Below are 18,708 nucleotides of genomic sequence, written 5' to 3'. Positions count from 1 at the left end.
GGCATGGACAAGGACGCGGCGCTTCTCGTGGAGGAATCGGAGCTCGGGGGAAGGCGTCCTAAGGGGTGGGCCCGCTTCCTCCTCTTCGGCCTGGGAGTGGCCTGGAGCCTCTTCCAACTCTGGGCCACGGAGCTCGGCACCCTGGACCCCTTGCGTTTAAGGGCCGTCCACCTGGCCTTCGCCCTGGCCCTGGCCTTCCTGGCCTACCCGGGTAGGCGGGGGCCGAGGGAGCGCATCCCCCTTCTGGACTGGCTTTTGGCCTTCCTGGGGGCGGCGGGGGCCTTGTATGTGGTGTGGGACTACTACGGCATCACCCAGCTCCGGGGCGGCATCCCCAGCGAGAGGGACGTGGTCCTGGGGACCCTCACCCTCCTTGTCCTCTTGGTGGCGAGCTGGCGGGTGGTGGGGCCGGCGCTGCCCCTCATCGCCTCGGTCTTCGTCCTCTACGCCCTCACGGGGCCCAAGGGGCTCCTTCCCCTCACCCTCCCCCCTTGGCTTCAGCTCCACGCCGGCAGCCAGTGGAGCCAGCTCATGGGCCAGCTCTACACCACCGCCGAGGGAATCTGGGGCGTGCCCTTGGGGGTCTCCGCCACCTTCGTCTTCCTCTTCGTCCTCTTTGGGGCTCTTTTGGAGAAGGCGGGGGCGGGCCACTTCTTCATCCAGGTGGCCTACGCCCTCCTCGGCCATTTCCGCGGGGGGCCCGCCAAGGCGGCGGTGGTGGCCAGCGCCCTCACGGGAGTGGTCTCGGGGAGTTCCGTGTCCAACGTGGTCACCACCGGCACCTTCACCATCCCCCTGATGAAGCGCGTGGGCTACCCCCCGGAGAAGGCGGGGGCGGTGGAGGTGGCCAGCTCCTCCAACGGCCAGCTCATGCCCCCGGTGATGGGGGCGGCGGCCTTCATCATGGCGGAGTTCTTGGGCATCCCCTACAGCCAGCTCATCCTCATCGCCCTCCTCCCCGCCCTCCTCGCCTACGCCACCCTGTTCATCGCCGTCCACCTCGAGGCCCTGCGCCTGGGCCTCAAGGGCGTGCCCCGCTCCGAGCTTCCACCCCTTACCCCCGTCCTCCGCTCGGGGGCCCACTACCTCCTGCCCCTCGCCTACCTCATCTACGCCCTGGTGGTCCTTAGGCTCACCCCGGAAAGGGCCGCCTTGAACACCCTCTTCCTCATGGCCCTTCTCATCCTCCTCCAGGAGGCCTGGAGGGCCTGGCGGGGCGGGGCGGGGGTGGGGTTCGGGCTCCTTCGGGGCTTCAGGCTCCTCTTAGAGGGCCTCGAGGCCGGGGCCCGGGGCATGGTGGGCATCGCCCTGGCCACGGCCTCGGCCGGGGTCATCGTGGGCATCGTCACCATGACGGGCATCGGCTTCGGCCTCACGGACATCGTGGAGAGGCTTTCCGGCGGGAACCTGATCCTCGTCCTCCTCCTCGCCCAGCTCACGAGCCTCCTCCTCGGCATGGGCCTTCCCACCACCGCCAACTACATCGTCATGGCCTCCCTGGTGGTGCCGGTGGTCCTCGGGCTTTCCGAGAAGGCGGGGTACGCCGTGCCCCCCGTGGCCGCCCACATGTTCGTCTTCTACTTCGGCATCATGGCCGACTCCACGCCCCCCGTGGCCCTGGCCGCCTACGCCGCCAGCGCCATCGCCCGCTCCGACTTTTGGAAGACGGCGGTCCAGGGCTTCGTCTACGAGCTCAGGACCGCCCTTCTCGCCTACATGTTCTTCTTCAACCCCAAGCTCCTCCTCCTGGGGGTGGCCTCCTGGGGCGAGGGGCTTTGGGTCTTCCTCACCGCCCTTTTGGGTATGGCGGCCTTCAGCGCCGCCCTCGTGGGCTTCCTCCACAGGCCCACGAACCTCCTGGAAAGGGCCCTTCTTTTGGGGGCGGCCCTGACCCTGGTGGTCCCCGGGCTTCTCACGGACGCCATCGGCCTCGGCCTCTTCCTCCTGGTCTACCTCCTCCAGCGGGTGCGAAAATGAGGGCGGTGGAGCCCATCATCAAGATCCACAACCTGCACAAGTGGTTTGGTCCTTTGCACGTCCTTAAGGGGATACACCTGGAGGTGGCCCCTGGGGAGAAGCTGGTCATCATCGGCCCTTCGGGTTCTGGGAAGAGCACCCTCATCCGCACGGTCAACCGGCTGGAGGACTTCCAGGAGGGGGAGGTGTGGGTGGACGGGAGGAACGTGAAGGAGGACCGGGCCTTACGGGAGGTCAGGCGGGAGGTGGGGATGGTCTTCCAGCAGTTCAACCTCTTTCCCCACATGACGGTGCTGGAGAACGTGACCTTGGCGCCCATGAGGGTGCGGGGCTGGTCCCGGGAGAGGGCGGAGGGGAAGGCTTTGGAGCTTTTGGAGCGGGTGGGGATTTTGGACCAGGCGGGGAAGTACCCGGGGCAGCTTTCTGGGGGCCAGCAGCAGCGGGTGGCCATTGCCCGGGCGCTGGCCATGGAGCCGAAGGTGATGTTGTTTGACGAGCCCACGAGTGCTTTGGACCCGGAGATGGTGGGGGAGGTTTTGGACGTGATGCGGGGTTTGGCCCGGGGTGGGATGACCATGCTGGTGGTGACGCACGAGATGGGTTTTGCGCGGGAGGTGGCGGACCGGGTGGTGTTTATGGACATGGGGCAGATTGTGGAGGAGGGGAGGCCGGAGGAGATCTTCACCCGGCCTAGGGAGGAGAGGACCCGGGCCTTCCTGGAGCGGGTCCTCCACCACTAAAGCGCCCCTTGGAGCCTTTGCAGGCCCTTCTGGACCCCGGGGCGGACCCGGCCCTAAGGCGCCGGGGGCTACGGCTTTACGGGCTCGCCCTCTTCCTCGGGCAGGGAGGGGTCCTCCTTCTCCTCTCCTTCCTCCTGCCCCAGGCCTTCCATCCCGCCCTCTACCTCCTGGCCTTCCTGGGGGGGCTTTGGCTCTACCGCCAGGGCGAGGATGCCCTGAAGGAGGAGGGCCCCCTGGCTCCCTTGGTGGCCGTGGGGCTGGGGGCGGCCCTCTTCTTCTTCCTGGGGGTGATGGGCCTCCTCCTGAGGCCCCAGGGGCTTTTCCTCCTCCCCCTGGGCCTGGCTTTGGGCTTGGCCCTGGGGCGCCGGGCGGAAAGGGCTATGGGCGGAAAAGGAACACGTCTTTAAGGCGCACCCGGGCCAGGGCCTGGACCTCTTTAAGCTTCTCCCAGGCCCGCTTCTGGCCGAGCTCGTAGACCAGGGGGAGTTTTTCGTGGTCAAAGGTGTCTATGGGGAAGGGGGGGTCCAGGGAGAGGACCAGGTCGGCCTCCCGGAGGGCGAGCTCCTTCAGCCGCCTGCGGCTCGCCTCCCCCGCCAGGAGGGCGGCCTCGAGGGCGGTCTTGGGCGGTTCCTTGGGCGGGGGGTTGGAGACGTCCACGGCCACCACCTTGGGGAAGAGGGCCTTGGCCGCCCGGACCGGTACCTTCTCCGCCACGTCCCCGTCCACCAGAAGCCGACCTTCCCAGGAGACGGGAGGGAAGAGGCCGGGGATGGACATGCTGGCCAGAACCGCCCGCCACACCGGGCCTTCCCGGAGCACCACCCTTTCCCCGGTGAGGAGGTCGGCGGCCTGGATGGCCAGGGGAAGGGGGCTTTCCTCCAGGCGGGCCTCGCCGAAGAGGCGCCTTAGCCCGTGGGCCATCCTTTCGGCCTCGGCCAGGTGGGGGCGGCGGAGGGCGGTGAAGAGGCGGGCCAGGGCCCGGAGGCTACCCCCCTGGGAAAGCTGGGCCACCTCCCGGTCAAAGATGGCCTCGTGTACCTTCCAGGGATTCCGGTGGCCGAAGGCCCAGGCGGCCGCCGCCAGGGCCCCGGCGGAGCTTCCCGCAAGCCCCCGGAGGGGAATCCCCGCCTCCTTCAAGACCGCAAGCACCCCCAGGTGGGCGTATCCTCGTACTCCGCCCCCGCCTAAGGCCAAGGCCACGCCGCGCACGGTCTAATACCCGAGGCCGAGCTCCTGGGCTTCGCCGATGAGCTGGTCCAAAAGTTCCCTTCCCCGCTTCCGGGAAGCCTCCAGGTAGGCCAGGAGGTCCCTGGCCCGTACCCGGCGGTGGGTGCCCACCTTGTGGTGGGGAATCTTGCCCTCCTCCAGAAGCCGGACCAGGTAAGGCCGGGAGACCCCGAGGAGCTCCGCCGCCTGGCCCGTGGTGAGTTCTGCTTCCAGGGGGACGATGCGCACCGCCTCGCCCCGTAAAAGCGCCTCCAGGAGTTCCTGGAGGAGCTGGGCCAGCTCGGGGGTGAGGGTCAAGGAGGCTTCCTCGAGGCGCAAGACCTTGCCGGGGGTGAGCTTTTCCCGGAAGGCCTTGACCGCTTCTGCCGGGAGCCTAGGGGTGAAGAGGAGACCGCCCATACCCAACCTCCAGGCCCCAGTCTACCGGGCAAACGAAATAAACGCAATAGCCCGGTCGGGCTAGAGGTGACCCTTGTAGGCTCCGAGCATTTCGGTGAAGGTGGTTAACCCCGCCCGTCGCAGGCTTTCCAGGAAAGCCTCCACCCCAAGGGAAGAGGGTCCGGGGAAGAGGGTGGGGCATGACCCCATTCTAGGTAGAATGGCCCCATGCGGCCGGACCTTTCCCGCATCCCTGGGGTCCTAGGAGAGATCGCCCGGAGGCGGGCTTTGGAGGTGGCCCCCTACCCCCTTCCCGAGCCTCCCCCCGTGCCCTCCTTCAAGGAAGCCCTCCTCCTCCCGGGGCTTTCCCTAATCGCCGAGGTGAAGAAGCAAAGCCCTTCCGAGGGGGCCATACGGGAGGTGGACCCGGTGGAGGCCGCCCTGGCCTACGCCCGGGGCGGGGCGAGGGCAGTGAGCGTCCTCACCGAGCCTCACCATTTCGGGGGAAGCCTCTTAGACCTCAAGCGGGTGGGGGAGAGGGTGGCCCTTCCCCTCCTGCGCAAGGACTTCGTGGTGGACCCCTTCATGCTGGAGGAGGCCCGGGCCTTCGGGGCAAGCGCCGCCCTTCTCATCGTGGCCCTCCTCGGGGAGTTCACCGGGGCTTACCTGGAAAGGGCCCGGGCCTTGGGCCTGGACGCCCTGGTGGAGGTGCACACCGAGAGGGAGCTGGAGCTTGCCCTGGAGGCGGGGGCCGAGGTCCTCGGCGTCAACAACCGGGACCTGGCCACCTTGCGGATAGACCTCGCCACCGCCCCCCGCCTTGGCCGCCTGGCCCGGAAGCGGGGCTTCGCCGGGGTTTTGGTGGCGGAGTCCGGGTATTCCCGCAAGGAGGAGCTAAGGGCCTTGGAGGGGCTTTTTGACGCCGTCCTCATCGGCACGAGCCTCATGCGAAGCCCCGACCTGGAGGGCGCTTTGCGGGAGCTTGTAGGATAGGGCCATGTGGCTCATCCCCGCGGTGGACCTTAAGGGAGGCCAGGCGGTGCGCCTCTACGAGGGGGATCCCTCGCGAAAGACCCTTTACGGGGACCCTCTGGAGGCCGCCTTGCGCTGGCAGAAGGAAGGGGCTCGGCTTCTCCACCTGGTGGACCTGGACCGGGCCCTGGGCACGGGGGACAACCGGGAGGCCATCCGAAGGATCGCCGGCGCCCTGGCCATCCCCTTCCAGCTGGCCGGGGGCATCCGCACCCTCGAGGCCCTAAGGGAGGCCCTTTCCCTGGGGGCGGGCCGGGCGGTGGTGGGCACGGCGGCGGTGAAGGACCCGGGGCTTTTGGAAAGGATGCTGCAGGAGGCGGGCCCCGGGCGCCTGGCCCTGGCCCTGGACGCCCGGGGCCTGGAGGTGGTGGTCTCGGGCTGGCAGGAGAGGACCTCCCTTTTCGCCCTGGACCTCCTCCGCACCTGGGCGGGTCTGGGGGTGCGCACCGTGATCTACACGGACGTGCGCCGGGACGGGACCCTCTTGGGCCTGGACCTGGAGGCGGTGGCCCGGGTGCGGGAAGCTTGGCCCCACGAACTCATCGCCGGGGGAGGCATCGCCTCGGTGGAGGACGTCCTGGCCTTGAAGCGCCTTGGGGTGGAGGGGGCCCTTTTGGGCAAGGCCCTTTACGAGGGGCGGATCAGGCTTCCGGAGATTTTGGAGGCGGTATGAAACTCCTTCAGTGGATCTTCCTTCTGGTGAGCCTGGGAGCGGGGGCGGTGGGGGTTTACCTGTACTACGCCTACCCCTTCTTGGCCCTCCCCTCTCCCTGGGGCCTCCTTCCCCTTTACTACCTGCTTCCCGGGGCCTACCTTTTGGGCCTCCTGGTGGGGGGGCTTTTCGCCCTGGCCCTTTGGCTTAGGGGGCTTGGGGAGAGGCGGGGGCTTCTCAGGGAGGTGCGGCGGCTCCAAGGGGAGGTGGAGGCCCTCAAGCGGGAGCGCCTCGAGGAGATCCCCCGCATTCCCGACCGGGAAGAACCATGAGCCGGGTCCGCTGGCGGCTTCTCCCCCTGCCGCCTGTGGCCAGGTGGCGGGAGGTGATGGCCCTCTTTGGGGTGGGTCCGGAGGCGGCTTTGGCCCTCTGGCACCGGGGGGTTGAGCGGCCGGAGGACCTGGACCCACCCCTGGCCCCCCTTCCCCTGAGGGGCCTGGAGGAGGCGGTGGACCTTCTCCAGGCCGCTTTACGGGAGGGCAAGCGCATCCGCGTCCACGGGGACTACGACGCCGACGGGCTCACGGGCACGGCCATCCTGGTCCGGGGGCTTTCCGCTTTGGGGGCCAGGGTCCACCCCTTCATCCCCCACCGCCTCGAGGAGGGCTACGGCGTCCTCATGGACCGGGTTCCCGAGCACCTGGATGCGGCCGAGGTCTTCCTCACCGTGGACTGCGGCATCACCAACCACGCCGAGCTTAGGGAGCTTTGGGAAAACGGGGTGGAGGTTTTGGTCACCGACCACCACACCCCAGGAAAGACCCCGCCGCCCGGGCTCGTCCTCCACCCCGCCTACACCCCAGGCCTGGGGGAGAAGCCCACGGGGGCCGGGGTGGCCTTTTTGCTCCTCCTGGCCCTCTACCGACGCCTGGGCCTGCCCCTGCCCTTGGAGTACGCCGACCTCGCCGCGGTGGGCACCATCGCCGACGTGGCCCCCCTCTGGGGCTGGAACCGGGCCCTGGTGCGGGAGGGCCTTTCCCGCCTTCGGGACTCCCCCTGGGTGGGCCTGAGGCGTCTGGCCCAAGCGGTGGGCTACACGGGGAAGGCGGTGGAGGTGGCCTTCCGCATCGCTCCCCGCCTCAACGCGGCAAGCCGCCTGGGGGAGGCGGAGAAGGCCCTGAGGCTTCTCCTCACCGACGACGAGGCCGAGGCCGAGGCCCTGGTGCAGGAGCTTTCCCGCCTGAACGCCCGCCGCCAGGCCATAGAGGAGGAGATGCTCCGCCGCCTCCTGCCCCAGGCGGACCCGGAGGAGAAGGCCATCGTCCTCCTGGACCCGGAGGGCCACCCGGGGGTGATGGGGATCGTGGCGAGCCGTATCCTGGAGGCCACCCTCAGGCCCGTCTTCCTGGTGGCCCAGGGGAAGGGGACGGTGCGGAGCCTTCCCCCCATCAGCGCCGTGGAGGCCCTGAGGAGCGCGGAAGACCTTCTCCTCCGCTACGGCGGGCACCGGGAGGCGGCGGGCTTCGCCCTGGAGGAGGAACGCTTCCCCGAGCTTAAGAGGCGCCTTTTGGTCTACGCCCAAAGCTTTCCCGACCCCGTGAAGGAGGTGGAGCTCGTCTCGCCCCTTCCACCCCCTTCCCTCCTGCCCCAGGTCTTTCGCGAGCTTCAGCCGCTGGAGCCCCACGGGGCCGGGAACCCTGAGCCCCTTTTCCTCCTCGCGGGCCTTCCCGAGGACGTTCGCCTCCTGGGGGAGGGGCGGCACCTGGCCTTCCGCCTGGGGGGGGTGCGGGTGGTGGCCTGGCGCATGGGCCAGGCGGCCTTACCCCAGGAGGTGGAGGTGGCGGGCCTCCTCACCGAGAACGCCTGGAACGGGAGCCTGAGCTACGAGGTCCAGGCCGTGGACCTCCGGGAGCCCCAGGAGCTTTTGGGCGGGGTGGAGCCCTTCGCCTTTCCCGTGCCCCTGGCCGAGGCCCTGGCCCGGGCCCGCCTGGGGGAAGGGGTCTACGTCCCCGAGGACAACCCGGAAGGCCTGGAGTACGCCAGGAAGGCGGGCTTCCGCCTCATGCCTCCCGAGGAGGCCCCCCTTTGGCTGGGCCTGCCCCCGCGCCCGGTGAGGGCGGCCCGGGTGGATGTGGCCCTGGGCCCGGAGGGTCGCGCCCGCCTGGGCTCTCCCCCGGCCCTCTTCACCCCCGAGGAGCGGCTTCGCCTGGCCATCTCCCGCCGCCTCCTTTTCGCCTACGAGCGCCGCCACCCGGGGCTTTTCAGCGAGGCCCTCCTCGCCTACTGGGAGGTCATCCGTGTACAGGAGTCCGCGGGAAGCCCATGAGGCCCGGATCTACACCGTGGCCTACCGGGTCTACGGGACCATCTACCTGGTGCCGGGGTCCGGCACCGCCGATCTTCTCAACCAGGAGCGGGTCTACCTGCCGGTGACCGGGGCTTTGGTCTATAGCCCCGGCTTTCGCCACCCCCCGAGGCCCAGGACCTCAAGGCCAGCACCGGCTTTTTGGCCCTCCGCAAGGAGCGCATCCAGTGGGTGGTGGGGGGAAAGGCCTCGGAGCCCCGCACAAGCCCCGGCCTTTTGGAAAGGCGGCGCCTGGCCTTTCTCTTCGGGGACTACCTCCTGGCCGGGGAGCTTCTTCTGCCGCGGGGAGTGAGGCTTTCCGACTTCCTTTCCCAGGCCAAGCCCTTCCAGACCCTCTGGGAGGCCAGCCTTTACCTCCTCGCCCCCGACAAGCCCATGGTGGACCTGGAGCCTCTGGAGAGCTTTCCTTTCGTCACCCTCAACCTGCGCCTGGCCGAGGGGGTGGTGGAGGCCCCGGGGGAGGCCCGGGACCCCAGGCTCACCCTATTTGGCTGAGGGCCTCCCGGAGGCGGGCGATCTGGTCCAGGTTCTCCCTTAGCCTCGCCTCCTCCGCCTCCACCACCTCCTTTGGGGCCTTTTCTCTGAACCCTGGGGCGGAAAGCTTCCGCTCGCTCTTCTCCGCCAGGCTCAGGAGCTCCTTGAGCCGCTTCTCCTGGCGGCGCTTCCACTCCTCCAGGTCCAGAAGGCCCTCCAAGGGCATCCGCACCGTCACCTTGGGCATGGCCTTCACCAGGGCCTTTTCCGGCCTTGCGGAAAGGAGCTCGGCCCGGCTCAGGAAGCGGAAGGCCTCCAAGTTCTCCCGCACGGGGGCCACCTCCCCCTCGAGGTACACCCGCACCTCCTGGGCCGGGGGAAGCCCCGCCTCGGCCCTTAGGGCCCGCACCGCCGCCACCGCCTGCTTGAGGGCTTCAAACCGGGCCTCGGCCTCGAGGTCCCGCTCCCCGGGCTCGGGCCAGGGCTCCCGGGCGAGCTCCTCCACCCCGGTGAGGGCCTGGTAGAGCTCGCTGGTGAGGAAGGGCATCACGGGGTGGAGGAGCTTGAGGAGGGCGGCGAGGGTCCCTTCCAGGGTCCTCAGGGTGTGGGCGTTCCCCGCCCTGAGGGCGGGCTTAGCGGCCTCCAGGTACCAGTCGCAGAACTCGCTCCAGACGAGCTCGTACACCTCCCGGGCGGCCTGGGCCAGGTCCAGGGCTTCGTAGAGGGCGGTGATCTCCTCCACGCCCCGGCTTAAGCGGCTTCGCATGAAGCGGTCCGCCAGGGTAGGCTCGTCCCTTTGGGGGCTGAACTCCTTCCGGGCGAGAAGGACGAAGCGGGCGGCGTTGTAGAGCTTGTTGGCGAAGTTTCGGGCCATCTCCAGCCAGCGGAGGTCAAGCCTTATGTCCTGCCCCCCCGTGGCTAGGTAGGTGAGGGCGAAGCGCAGGGCATCGGCCCCGTAGCGCTCCACCATCTCCAGGGGGTCTATCACGTTCCCCTTGGACTTGGACATCTTCTGGCCCTTCTCGTCCAGCACGAGCCCGTGGAGGAGGACGGTCTTGAAGGGCCTCTCCCCCATGAAGTGGTAGCCCGAGACCTCCATGCGGGAGACCCAGAGGAAGAGGATGTCGTACCCCGTGACCAGGACGTCCCCCGGGTAGAAGGCCTTGAGGTCTTCCGTCTCCTCGGGCCAGCCTAGGGTGGAAAGGGGCCAGAGGGCCGAGGAGAACCAGGTGTCAAAGACGTCCTCGTCCCGCTTGAGGCGTGGGCTCCCGCAGGCCTCGCAGGAGCCGGGGTCTTCCAGGTAGCCCTCAGGGTGCGGCACGTTCACCGCCCCGCAGTCCTCGCAGTACCAGGCGGGGATCTGGTGCCCCCACCAGAGCTGCCGGGAGATGTTCCAGTCCCGGACGTTCTCCAGCCACTCTATGTTGACCTTTTTCCAGCGCTCGGGGACGAAGGCGATCTCCCCCCGCCTTAGGCCCTCCAGGACCTCCTCGGCCAAAGGCCGCATCCTAAGCCACCACTGGGGGAACTGGGCGTACTCAATGGGGGTGCCGCACCGGGAGCAGGTGGCGAGGGCGATGGTGTAGTCCTCCTCCTTCACCAGGTGGCCTGCCTCCCGGAAGAGCTCCACCGCCTTCTTCCGGGCCGCAAAGCGGTCCAGGCCCCTTAGGGCCTCGGGGACCCTCTCCCCTTCCATCTTCCCTTCCAGGTTGATGACGGAAACGGGCTTTAGGCCGTGGCGCTCCCCGATCTCGTAGTCCAGGGGGTCGTGGGCCGGGGTGACCTTCAGCGCCCCGGTGCCGAAGTCCCTCTCCACGGCGGGGTCGGGGAGGATGGGGATCCAAACCTCCGTGAGGGGGATGCGGGCCCTTTTGCCCATGAGGTCCCGGTAGCGCTCGTCCTCGGGGTGGACGGCGATGGCTTGGTCGGCGAAGACGGTCTCCGGGCGGACCGTGGCGATCTCTATGTGCCCTCCCCCTTCCACCTCGTAGCGCAGGGTGTAGAGCTTGCCCGGGGTGGGCTCGGTCTCCACCTCGAGGTCCGAGAGGGTGGTTTCGCACCGGGGGCACCAGTTGACCAGGCGGGGGGCCCGGTAGGCCAGGCCCTCGTGGTAGTAGCGGCAAAAGGCGTAGCGCACGGCCCGGGAGCGCTTCTCGTCCATGGTGAAGGCCTCCCGGCTCCAGTCGGCGCTGGCCCCCAGGCGCTTCAGTTGCTTCAGGATCGTCCCCCCGGACTCCTCCCTCCACTGCCAGACCCTTTCCAGAAACTTTTCCCGCCCCAGGTGGTGCCGGGTCTTTCCCTCCTTCAGGAGGAGGCGCTCCACCACCACCTGGGTGGCGATGCCGGCGTGGTCGGTGCCGGGAAGCCAGACCGCCTCAAACCCCCGCATGCGCTTGTAGCGGATGAGGGCGTCCTGGAGGCTGTTGTCCAGGGCGTGGCCCATGTGGAGGGAGCCGGTGACGTTGGGGGGCGGCATGAAGATGACGAAGGGGGGCTTGCCGCTTTTGGGGTCCGCCACGAAGGGGTTCTTCGCCCACTTCTCCGCCCACTTGGGCTCCACGGACTTGGGATCGTAGGCCTTGGGTAGGTCCATGCTACCCTTTACTTTACCGGTAGGGGCTAGTATGGAGCCATGGGCGAGGCGGCCCGGGCGTTGCCCTTGAGCCTTGGGGCCTACCTGGAGATGGAGGCCCAGAGTCCCCTGCGCCATGAGCTCGTGGAGGGGGTTCCCTACGCCATGGCCGGGGCCAGCAAGGCCCACAACCTCCTCGTGCAGAACCTGGCTTTCCTCCTCAGGGAGGCGGTCCGCAGGAAGGGGTGCCGCCTCTACACGGAGACCGTGAAGCTAAAGATTTCAGACCGCACCGTCTATTACCCGGACCTCATGGTGGTCTGCGGGAGCCCCTCGCCCCATCCCCTTTACGAGGAGGCCCCCTGTCTGGTGGCGGAGGTGGTTTCCCCCTCCACGGAGCGCCTGGACCGGGGAGAGAAGCGCTGGAACTACCTCTCCCTGCCTTCCCTCGAGGTCTACCTCCTGGTGGGTGCGGCCGAGCCCCGGGTGGAGGTGTACCGCAAGGGGGAGGAGGGAGTGGTCCACGAGGTCTACACCGAGGGCCAGCCCCTCTTGCCTTGCGTGGACCTCCCTTTGGACCTGGCCTCCCTTTACGAGGGGGTGGAGCTGGAGAGGGCGTAGAGGTAGTACCGCCCTTCCCCCAGGTGGAAGAAGGCCTCCTCGTAGGCCAGGCCTTCTACGGGGGTCCCTAGGGGGATTCTGAGGAAAACCCCGCCCACCCGGACCCCCTCGGGCAGAACCTCCAGGGGGCCTTGGGCCACCTCCTGGCTCTCCGCCTCGGGGTCATTCAAGGGGGTGTGGAGGAGGCGCACCGGGAGGCCTTGGAGGCTGTGGAGGACGTTCCTGGGGTCGCCGAAGGGCGCCCGGTGGAGGAGGCGCTCCTCCACCTCCACCACCTCCCCCAGAAGGGCGTAGCGGTCCAGGGGGAGGAGGGCCCTGCCCCCTTCCAGGAGGACCAGGAAGCGGGTCCTGTCCTCCTCGCTTAGGCGCACGGGGGCCTTGTGGCGGCCCACCCTGGGGTCCTGGTCCAGTCTCCCCCGGAGGAGGGCCTTGGCGGCCTCCAGGGCCTCCTCCCGGGTGGCGTAGAGGCTGTAGGGGTTTACCTTGAAGAGGAGCTCGTGGCCCCCGGGGCCCTGCACCAGCCAGGCCAGGTGGAGCTCCCAAAAGCGCTTCTTCTGCCACTCGGGGTACACGGGCGAGTATACTGTGCCTTCTCCCCTTGCCCAAAACTATCCTCGGGTATACTCTAGCCCCGGTATGGCGCTATCCGAAGAGCGGGTCCTCGAGGCCCTGCGCACGGTGATGGACCCCGAGCTGGGCAAGGATCTGGTCTCCCTGGGGATGGTGGGGGAGGTGCGGGTGGAGGGGAGGAGGGTGGACCTCCTCGTCCAGCTCACCACCCCGGCCTGCCCCTTGAAGGGCCAGATAGAGGCGGACATCCGGAAGGCCCTCCTGCCCCTCGGGGCGGAGGAGGTGCGGGTGCGCTTCGGGGGAGGCGTGAGGCCCCCCGAGCAGTACCCCATCCCCGGGGTCAAGCACGTGGTGGCGGTGGGCTCGGGCAAGGGCGGGGTGGGGAAGAGCACCGTGGCCGCTAACCTGGCCCTGGCCCTAAGCCGGGAAGGGGCCCGGGTGGGGCTTCTGGACGCCGACCTTTACGGGCCCAGCCAGGCGAAGATGTTTGGCCTCGAGGGGGAACGGCTCAAGGTGGACCAGAGCCGCAGGATCCTTCCCCTGGAGCGCCACGGGATCCGGGTGCTCTCCTTGGCCAACATCGTGCCCCCGGGGCAGGCCATGATCTGGCGGGGGCCCATCCTCCACGGCACCATCCGCCAGTTCCTGGAGGAGGTGGCCTGGGGGGAGCTGGACTACCTGGTGGTGGACCTTCCCCCGGGGACCGGGGACGTGCAGCTCTCCCTCACCCAGCTCACCCGGGTCTCGGGCGGGGTCATCGTCACCACCCCCCAGGAGGTGGCCCTCATTGACGCCGAGCGGGCGGCGGACATGTTCAAGAAGGTCCAGGTGCCCCTCCTGGGCGTTCTGGAGAACATGAGCGCCTTCCTCTGCCCCCACTGCGGCAAGCCCACCCCCATCTTCGGGGAAGGGGGCGGGAGGAGGCTTGCGGAAAAGCTCAAGACCCGCTTCCTCGGGGAGATCCCCCTGACCCTTCCCCTTAGGGAAAGCGGCGACCGGGGCGTGCCCATCCTGGTGGCCGACCCGGAGGGGACGGAGGCCCAGGCCTTCCTGAGGGCGGCCCGGGAGCTGGCGGCGGCCTTGAGCGTGCAGACCTTCCTGCCCTTGCCCATGGCCTAGGCATGGCCCTTCTTCTGGAAGGCACCAAGGAAAAGGTTCTGGACCTCCTCCGGGCCAAGCCCCTCACCACCAAGGAGGTGGCTTCGGCCTTGGGGGTGAGCCGGGCTGCGGCCCTCAAGCACCTGCAGGACCTGGAGGCCCGGGGCCTGGTGCGCTCGGAGGTGAAGAAGTGCCCGGGGCGGGGCCGTCCCTACCGGCTTTACCGGGCCCGGGATGAGGAAAGCCCTTACGCCACTTTGTGCGGGGACGTGCTCCAGGGCCTGGAGAAGGCCCTGGGGCGGGAAGGGGTGATGGGGCTCCTTCTGGAGAGGCACCGGGCCCTCCTCGCCCCCCTGGCCCGGGAGGACCTTCCCTTGCGGGAACGCCTCTTGCGCCTGGCGGCCTTTCTCAGGGAGCAGGGCTACGAGGCGGAGGTGGTGGAGGAGGGGGGGCACCTTTATCTCTGCCAGAGGCGTTGCCCCAAACTCGCCCTCTCCCGGGACCACGAGGTCCTTTGCGAGAGCGAGCTTTTGGCTTACCAGGAGCTTTTAGGCCTGCCTCTGGTGCGGGAGGAGCGCATCGCCAGCGGGGGAAGCTGCTGCCGGTACCGGGTAGAATGACGGGGTGTGGGTTTACCGTCTGAAGGGTACCCCTTGGGAGCTGGACCCCCTGGTGCCCGAGCTTTTCGCCCAGGGGGCGCGGGGGCTTTGGGAGCGGGAAGGGGAGGTCTGGGCCTACTTCCCCGCCCCCCTGGACCTCCCCTACGGGGGGGTCTGGGAGGAGCTTTCCGAAGAGGACTGGCTGGAGGCATGGCGGCGGGACTTGAAGCCCGCCCTGGCCCCGCCCTTCGTGGTCCTCGCCCCCTGGCACGCCTGGGAAGGGCCGGAAATCCCCCTGGTCATTGAGCCCGGGATGGCCTTCGGCACCGGGCACCACGAGACCACCCGCCTGGCCCTCAGGGCCCTCGCCCGCCATCTCCGCCCCGGGGAAAGGGTTCTGGACCTGGGCACGGGGAGCGGGATCCTGGCCATCGCCGCCTCCAAGCTGGGGGGAGAAGCCCTGGGGGTGGACGTTGACCCCGCCGTGCTCCCCCAGGCGGAGGCCAACGCCCGGGCCAACGGGGTCTTTCCCCGCTTCCTCCTGGGGAGCCTGGAAGAGGCCCTTCCCCACGGGCCCTTTTCCCTGGTGGTGGCCAACCTCTTCGCCGAGCTCCACGCGGAGTTCGCCCCCCGCTACGCCGAGGCCCTGGCCCCGGGGGGGCGGCTCCTCCTCACCGGGGTTCTGTGGGAGAAGGCCCCCCTGGTCCGGGAGGCCATGGCCGGGGCGGGCTTTGGCCCCCTGGAGGAGGAGGGGGAGGGGGAGTGGGCCCTTTTGGTCTATCGGAGGTAGCGTGCGCCCCCACCGCGCCTATAGCCCAGGGCTTACCGGGGTCCTTTCCCTGGAGGAGAGCCGCCACCTGGTGGAGGTCCTAAGGGCCCGGGTGGGGGACCGGTTCACCGTCTTTGACGGGGAGAGGGAGGCCCTGGCCGAGGTGGTGGACCTGGGTCCTCCCCTGCGTTACCGTCTCCTGGAGGAGCGGAGGCCCGAGAGGGAGGTGGGGGTGGAGGTGGTCCTCTACATGGCCCTCCTCAAGGGGGATAAGCTCGCCGAGGTGGTGCGCGCCGCCACGGAGCTCGGGGCCACCCGGATCCAGCCCCTCACCACCCGGCACTCCGTCCCCAAGGAGATGGGGGAGGGGAAGCTCGGGCGCCTCAGGGCCATCGCCCTCGAGGCCGCCAAGCAGTCGGGAAGGGTGCGGATCCCCGAGGTCCTTCCTCCCATCCCCCTGGGGGAGGTTCCCCGGGTGGCCCAGGGCCTGGTGGCCCACGTGGGGGCGAGGGCCCGGGTGCGGGAGGTCCTGGACCCGGAGAAGCCCCTGGCCCTGGCCGTGGGGCCCGAGGGGGGGTTCGCCGAGGAGGAGGTGGCCCTTCTCCGGGAGCGGGGCTTCACCCCGGTGACCTTGGGAAGGCGCATCCTCCGGGCGGAGACCGCAGCCCTCGCCCTCCTCGCCCTCTGCACCGCCGGGGAGGGAAGGTGAGGCTTCTTTTGCTCCTCCTCCCCCTCCTCGCCGCCTGCCGGTACACCTTCCTGCCCCTGGACCCGGGGAGGCCTCCCCCTCCGGAAAGGCCCTTCGTGGTGGCCCGCCTTCTTCCGGAAGGGCGGGAGGCCAGGCTCCTTCTCTGGGTGGAAAGGCTTCCCCGGGCAGGCTACCTCCACCTCCGGTGGTTCCGGGAGGAGACCCTCCTGCAGGAAAAGGCCCTCTTCCTGGAGTCTTTGGGGACCTACGAGGCCCGTTTCCCCTTGGGGGAGGGGTACCACCGCCTGGTGGGGCTTTGGGAGGGGCAGCCCCTCTTCCAGGTGGACTGGGGCACCCCCCGGTTACCCGACCCCGAGGAGGAACCAAAAGTTGAAAAATAGCCACCCTTAGCTTACACTAACTCCCAGATGGACCCGTTTCTCTCCAGGATACACCAGACAGACAGGGAATGTAGTGATGCCCAGGCAAAGAGCTTCTAATCTCTTCCAGGGAGTCCACGCCAGGCTCGTCTTCCCCACGGAAGGAGACAGACGGGACACCCTGGACGTGATGCGGAGGTTCTCGGCGGCCAAACGTGGCGGTTACAGGGCTCTCCTGCGGGGAGAACCCGTGGACTTCCTCAAGAGCCAGAACGGCCCCCTCTGCACCAGGTTCCGCCTGAACACCCGGTACGCCGGGGATGCCCTCATGTTGGCGGAAGCGGCCATCGCCTCGGCCAGGGAACGAGGTGAAGATTCCCGCAAAGTGGTCTTTGGCGGGAGGAAGCTCTTCACCCAGCTCAGCAAGGGGCACGTCTCTGGCAAGCGCAGAAAGCGGCTCAAACAGAAATGGCGCGAGAGCCGCCAGGGCCACCTCTACTCCCGGGGTGAACCTGGGGGGAACAAGAACCTCCGCCTCGTCCCCAAAGACGGCGCCCTCTGGCTCCGGATAAACCTCGGGGACGGGACCTACGCCTGGAGCATCCTCAAGACCTCCCACCCCAACCTGGGAAAGCTCGTGGAACGGGTTCTCTCCCGCCAGTCCTACAACGTGGGACTGAGGCTCCACGAAGGGGAGGTCTACGCCCACGTCACCTGGACCGAGGAAGCTCCCGCCCCTATGCACACCAGGACCAACGGGGTCCTGGGCCTGGACGTGAACTCCGACCCCTACCACCTGGCCCTGGCGGTGGTGACTCCCGATGGCAACCTGAAGCGCCATCTCGCCCTCTCCCTGGAGGAGGTGGACCGCGCTCCGAACAGGGGGGCGAAGGAACTTCTCCTCTGGAAGGTAGCCCACCAGGTGGTCTCCCTGGCCGAGGAGCACGGGGTGGCCATCGCCACGGAACGCCTCAAATACCTCCGCAAGACGATGAGGGGCGATGGCTCCGGCAGGGCCTTCCGCGGGAAGCAGCACCGCTTCGCCTACGCCTCCCTCCTCAGGAAGGTCCACGCCCTCGCGAAGAGGAGGGGCGTGGAGGTGGTGGAGGTGAACCCCCAGGACACCTCCACGATAGGGATGCTCAAGTACGCTCCACAGCTCTCCCTCTCCAAGGACGTGGCCGCCGCCTACGTGATCGGTAGGCGTGCCTTGGGATTTCAGGAGAAGTTGCCCAAGGGCTACCAAGCCCTTATCCAAGACGGGACCTTTCGGGCTCACGTTCAGGACTTCTACGCCTCCAGGGTCCGGGAACTCGAGGCCAGGCACAGGGCTGAACGCAACCCTTACCTCAAGAGGAGGCTTGTACGTGAGCTGAGGAAGGTCCACCATTCCCTGTCCCTGCTTTCAAGCCTTCAGGGCTCACCGGGGAGCCAAGAGGGATCAACCGAGGGAAGGAACTCCTCTGGCGCTAATCCTTGGAGGGTCCTGAGGGCAGGCACTTTCCTTCCCCTTCTCGGGCGCGAGGTGCCGAGGGACCTCTCTCCCCTCAAGCCCATCCTCAAGGCGTTTCCCAGACGGGAAAGCGGCTTCGGGGGATCGTGGGAGGGGTGGAAGGTTGGCCAAGGTCCTCATCCTGGTGGGGGGCCGGAGTGCGCTAATGTGTGCTCTGTTTGACCAGGTAAAGGACCAGGGGAACCGTTAGAAAGGCCAGGAAGGTGGAGACCACCACGCTCCGGGCCACCATCGAGGCGTCCCCACCGAACTCCTTGGTGAGGAGGAAGGCGTTCACCGCCACGGGGGTGGCGGACTGCAGGACCAGTACCTGGTGCTCCAGGCGGGGAAGCCCCAAGAAAAGCCCTACCCCGTAGGCCACGAGGGGGGCGAGGAGGAGCCTTAGGGCGCTGGCCGTGCCCTCAAAGGCGCCGATCCGGAAAGGGGTCCTGGCCATCTGCATCCCCAGGGTGAGGAGAAGGACGGGGATGGCCGCCTGGCCCATGAGCCTAATCCCCTCGTCCAGGCGGAAGGGGAGGGTGGCCCCCAGGCCCCTTAGGAGGAGGCCCAGGAAAAGGGCGTAGAAGAGGGGGAGGCGGAGGGTGAAGAGGAGGCCCTCCTTCAGGCCTCCCCCCCGGATGAAGGCCGGCCCCAGCCCGAACATCACCACGCTGGAGAGGACGAAGTAGACCACGGCCCGCCTCAGGCCCTCCTCCCCCAGGGCGAAGAAGGTGAGGGAGAGGCCCATGTTCCCGGAGTTGGGGAAGAGGCTGCAGACGAGAAGCCCCTTGGCGGCTTCCCGGGAAAGGCCGAGAAGCCTGGCGGTGGCCTGGATGGCCAGGTAGAGGGCCCCGTAGGTGAGGGCGAAGCCCAGGGTGAGCCCCAGAAGCCCCTCCCGGGAGTACTCCGCCCGGTACATGCTGTCCAGGATGAGGGCGGGCACCAGGAGGTAGAGGGTGAGGCGGCTTAGGGTGGTGAGGTCCATCTCCAGGCGCTTTCCCAGGAGATAGCCGGAAACCACCACCAGGGCCACGGGGACCACGGTGTTGAGGAGGGCCTCCATGTGGGGCATTC

The 18,708-nt window shown here is 68.5% G+C and carries 19 protein-coding genes and 1 pseudogene; 15 read left to right on the top strand and 5 right to left on the bottom strand.

Features of this window, described 5'->3' with window-relative positions; genetic code table 11:
* Positions 1-3 precede the first annotated feature (3 nt).
* Genes ACZ5RK_RS09350 through ACZ5RK_RS09340 form a run of 3 tightly spaced genes read left to right on the top strand, consistent with a single transcriptional unit; the run spans position 4 to position 3,124 of the window.
* Positions 4-1,977 carry a TRAP transporter permease gene (locus ACZ5RK_RS09350; RefSeq protein WP_464908941.1) on the top strand — a complete coding sequence of 658 codons (1,974 nt, stop codon included), beginning with the start codon at positions 4-6 and terminating at the stop codon, positions 1,975-1,977.
* Positions 1,974-2,717: an ATP-binding cassette domain-containing protein gene (locus ACZ5RK_RS09345; protein WP_054647017.1), complete on the top strand. Its 744-nt coding sequence runs from the start codon at positions 1,974-1,976 to the stop codon at positions 2,715-2,717. The genes ACZ5RK_RS09350 and ACZ5RK_RS09345 overlap by 4 nt, the downstream gene beginning before the upstream one ends.
* Before the next feature lie 8 nt (positions 2,718-2,725).
* Positions 2,726-3,124: a hypothetical protein gene (locus ACZ5RK_RS09340; RefSeq protein WP_054647016.1), complete on the top strand. Its 399-nt coding sequence runs from the start codon at positions 2,726-2,728 to the stop codon at positions 3,122-3,124.
* Here ACZ5RK_RS09340 and ACZ5RK_RS09335 read toward each other — a convergent pair.
* Together ACZ5RK_RS09335 and ACZ5RK_RS09330 are read right to left on the bottom strand one after the other, a co-directional pair.
* Entirely contained in the window at positions 3,096-3,926 is an 831-nt protein-coding gene (locus tag ACZ5RK_RS09335; protein WP_054647015.1) for a patatin-like phospholipase family protein, read from the bottom strand. The two genes, ACZ5RK_RS09340 and ACZ5RK_RS09335, sit on opposite strands and share 29 nt — an antisense overlap.
* A gap of 3 nt (positions 3,927-3,929) precedes the next feature.
* Positions 3,930-4,343 carry a helix-turn-helix domain-containing protein gene (locus ACZ5RK_RS09330; RefSeq protein WP_464908940.1) on the bottom strand — a complete coding sequence of 138 codons (414 nt, stop codon included), beginning with the start codon at positions 4,341-4,343 and terminating at the stop codon, positions 3,930-3,932.
* A gap of 207 nt (positions 4,344-4,550) precedes the next feature.
* Between ACZ5RK_RS09330 and trpC the strand changes: the two genes are divergently transcribed.
* From trpC to ACZ5RK_RS09305, 5 genes and pseudogenes are all read left to right on the top strand, one after another.
* Positions 4,551-5,315, top strand: coding sequence for an indole-3-glycerol phosphate synthase TrpC (trpC, locus tag ACZ5RK_RS09325; protein ID WP_464908939.1), 765 nt, complete (start codon positions 4,551-4,553; stop codon positions 5,313-5,315).
* A 4-nt stretch (positions 5,316-5,319) separates the two neighbouring features.
* Positions 5,320-6,027 (top strand): 1-(5-phosphoribosyl)-5-[(5-phosphoribosylamino)methylideneamino]imidazole-4-carboxamide isomerase, encoded by a 708-nt coding sequence (locus tag ACZ5RK_RS09320; protein WP_464908938.1) that lies wholly within the window; start codon positions 5,320-5,322, stop codon positions 6,025-6,027.
* Positions 6,024-6,338 carry a hypothetical protein gene (locus tag ACZ5RK_RS09315; RefSeq protein ID WP_054647740.1) on the top strand — a complete coding sequence of 105 codons (315 nt, stop codon included), beginning with the start codon at positions 6,024-6,026 and terminating at the stop codon, positions 6,336-6,338. The genes ACZ5RK_RS09320 and ACZ5RK_RS09315 overlap by 4 nt, the downstream gene beginning before the upstream one ends.
* Entirely contained in the window at positions 6,335-8,332 is a 1,998-nt protein-coding gene (gene recJ / locus ACZ5RK_RS09310; protein ID WP_464908937.1) for a single-stranded-DNA-specific exonuclease RecJ, read from the top strand. The genes ACZ5RK_RS09315 and recJ overlap by 4 nt, the downstream gene beginning before the upstream one ends.
* Positions 8,304-8,866 (top strand): annotated as a pseudogene (locus tag ACZ5RK_RS09305) (DUF6812 domain-containing protein). Before recJ ends, ACZ5RK_RS09305 begins: the two are co-directional and overlap by 29 nt.
* Here the strand turns inward: ACZ5RK_RS09305 and ACZ5RK_RS09300 are convergent.
* Positions 8,850-11,438, bottom strand: a complete 2,589-nt coding sequence (locus ACZ5RK_RS09300) for a valine--tRNA ligase (RefSeq protein WP_464908936.1) — start codon at positions 11,436-11,438, stop codon at positions 8,850-8,852. The pseudogene ACZ5RK_RS09305 and the gene ACZ5RK_RS09300 overlap by 17 nt on opposite strands.
* Before the next feature lie 39 nt (positions 11,439-11,477).
* Here ACZ5RK_RS09300 and ACZ5RK_RS09295 point away from each other — a divergent pair, with 39 nt between their 5' ends.
* Positions 11,478-12,038: a Uma2 family endonuclease gene (locus tag ACZ5RK_RS09295; RefSeq protein ID WP_054647494.1), complete on the top strand. Its 561-nt coding sequence runs from the start codon at positions 11,478-11,480 to the stop codon at positions 12,036-12,038.
* Here ACZ5RK_RS09295 and ACZ5RK_RS09290 read toward each other — a convergent pair.
* Entirely contained in the window at positions 12,008-12,610 is a 603-nt protein-coding gene (locus ACZ5RK_RS09290) for a hypothetical protein (RefSeq protein WP_054647495.1), read from the bottom strand. The two genes, ACZ5RK_RS09295 and ACZ5RK_RS09290, sit on opposite strands and share 31 nt — an antisense overlap.
* 64 nt (positions 12,611-12,674) lie before the next feature.
* Between ACZ5RK_RS09290 and ACZ5RK_RS09285 the strand changes: the two genes are divergently transcribed.
* The 6 genes from ACZ5RK_RS09285 (at position 12,675) to ACZ5RK_RS09260 (ending at position 17,817) form a co-directional block, all read left to right on the top strand.
* The gene (locus ACZ5RK_RS09285; protein ID WP_464908935.1) at positions 12,675-13,727 is read left to right on the top strand and encodes an Mrp/NBP35 family ATP-binding protein; all 1,053 of its coding nucleotides are present in this window, start codon (positions 12,675-12,677) and stop codon (positions 13,725-13,727) included.
* Between the two features lie 2 nt (positions 13,728-13,729).
* A complete protein-coding gene (locus ACZ5RK_RS09280; protein ID WP_054647709.1) occupies positions 13,730-14,326 on the top strand; it encodes a helix-turn-helix transcriptional regulator in 597 nt (198 codons plus the stop codon).
* 4 nt (positions 14,327-14,330) lie between these two features.
* Entirely contained in the window at positions 14,331-15,095 is a 765-nt protein-coding gene (locus tag ACZ5RK_RS09275) for a 50S ribosomal protein L11 methyltransferase (RefSeq protein ID WP_464908934.1), read from the top strand.
* Between the two features lies 1 nt (position 15,096).
* The gene (locus ACZ5RK_RS09270; protein WP_464908933.1) at positions 15,097-15,783 is read left to right on the top strand and encodes a 16S rRNA (uracil(1498)-N(3))-methyltransferase; all 687 of its coding nucleotides are present in this window, start codon (positions 15,097-15,099) and stop codon (positions 15,781-15,783) included.
* Positions 15,780-16,163, top strand: a complete 384-nt coding sequence (locus tag ACZ5RK_RS09265) for a hypothetical protein (RefSeq protein WP_054647616.1) — start codon at positions 15,780-15,782, stop codon at positions 16,161-16,163. Before ACZ5RK_RS09270 ends, ACZ5RK_RS09265 begins: the two co-directional genes overlap by 4 nt.
* A 76-nt stretch (positions 16,164-16,239) precedes the next feature.
* Positions 16,240-17,817 carry an IS200/IS605 family accessory protein TnpB-related protein gene (locus tag ACZ5RK_RS09260; RefSeq protein WP_464908932.1) on the top strand — a complete coding sequence of 526 codons (1,578 nt, stop codon included), beginning with the start codon at positions 16,240-16,242 and terminating at the stop codon, positions 17,815-17,817.
* Here the strand turns inward: ACZ5RK_RS09260 and ACZ5RK_RS09255 are convergent.
* Entirely contained in the window at positions 17,798-18,706 is a 909-nt protein-coding gene (locus tag ACZ5RK_RS09255) for an AEC family transporter (RefSeq protein ID WP_464908931.1), read from the bottom strand. The two genes, ACZ5RK_RS09260 and ACZ5RK_RS09255, sit on opposite strands and share 20 nt — an antisense overlap.
* Positions 18,707-18,708 lie beyond the last annotated feature (2 nt).

The organism is Thermus kawarayensis JCM 12314, from assembly GCF_055393575.1.
This window is presented reverse-complemented; position numbering and strand designations above follow the sequence as displayed.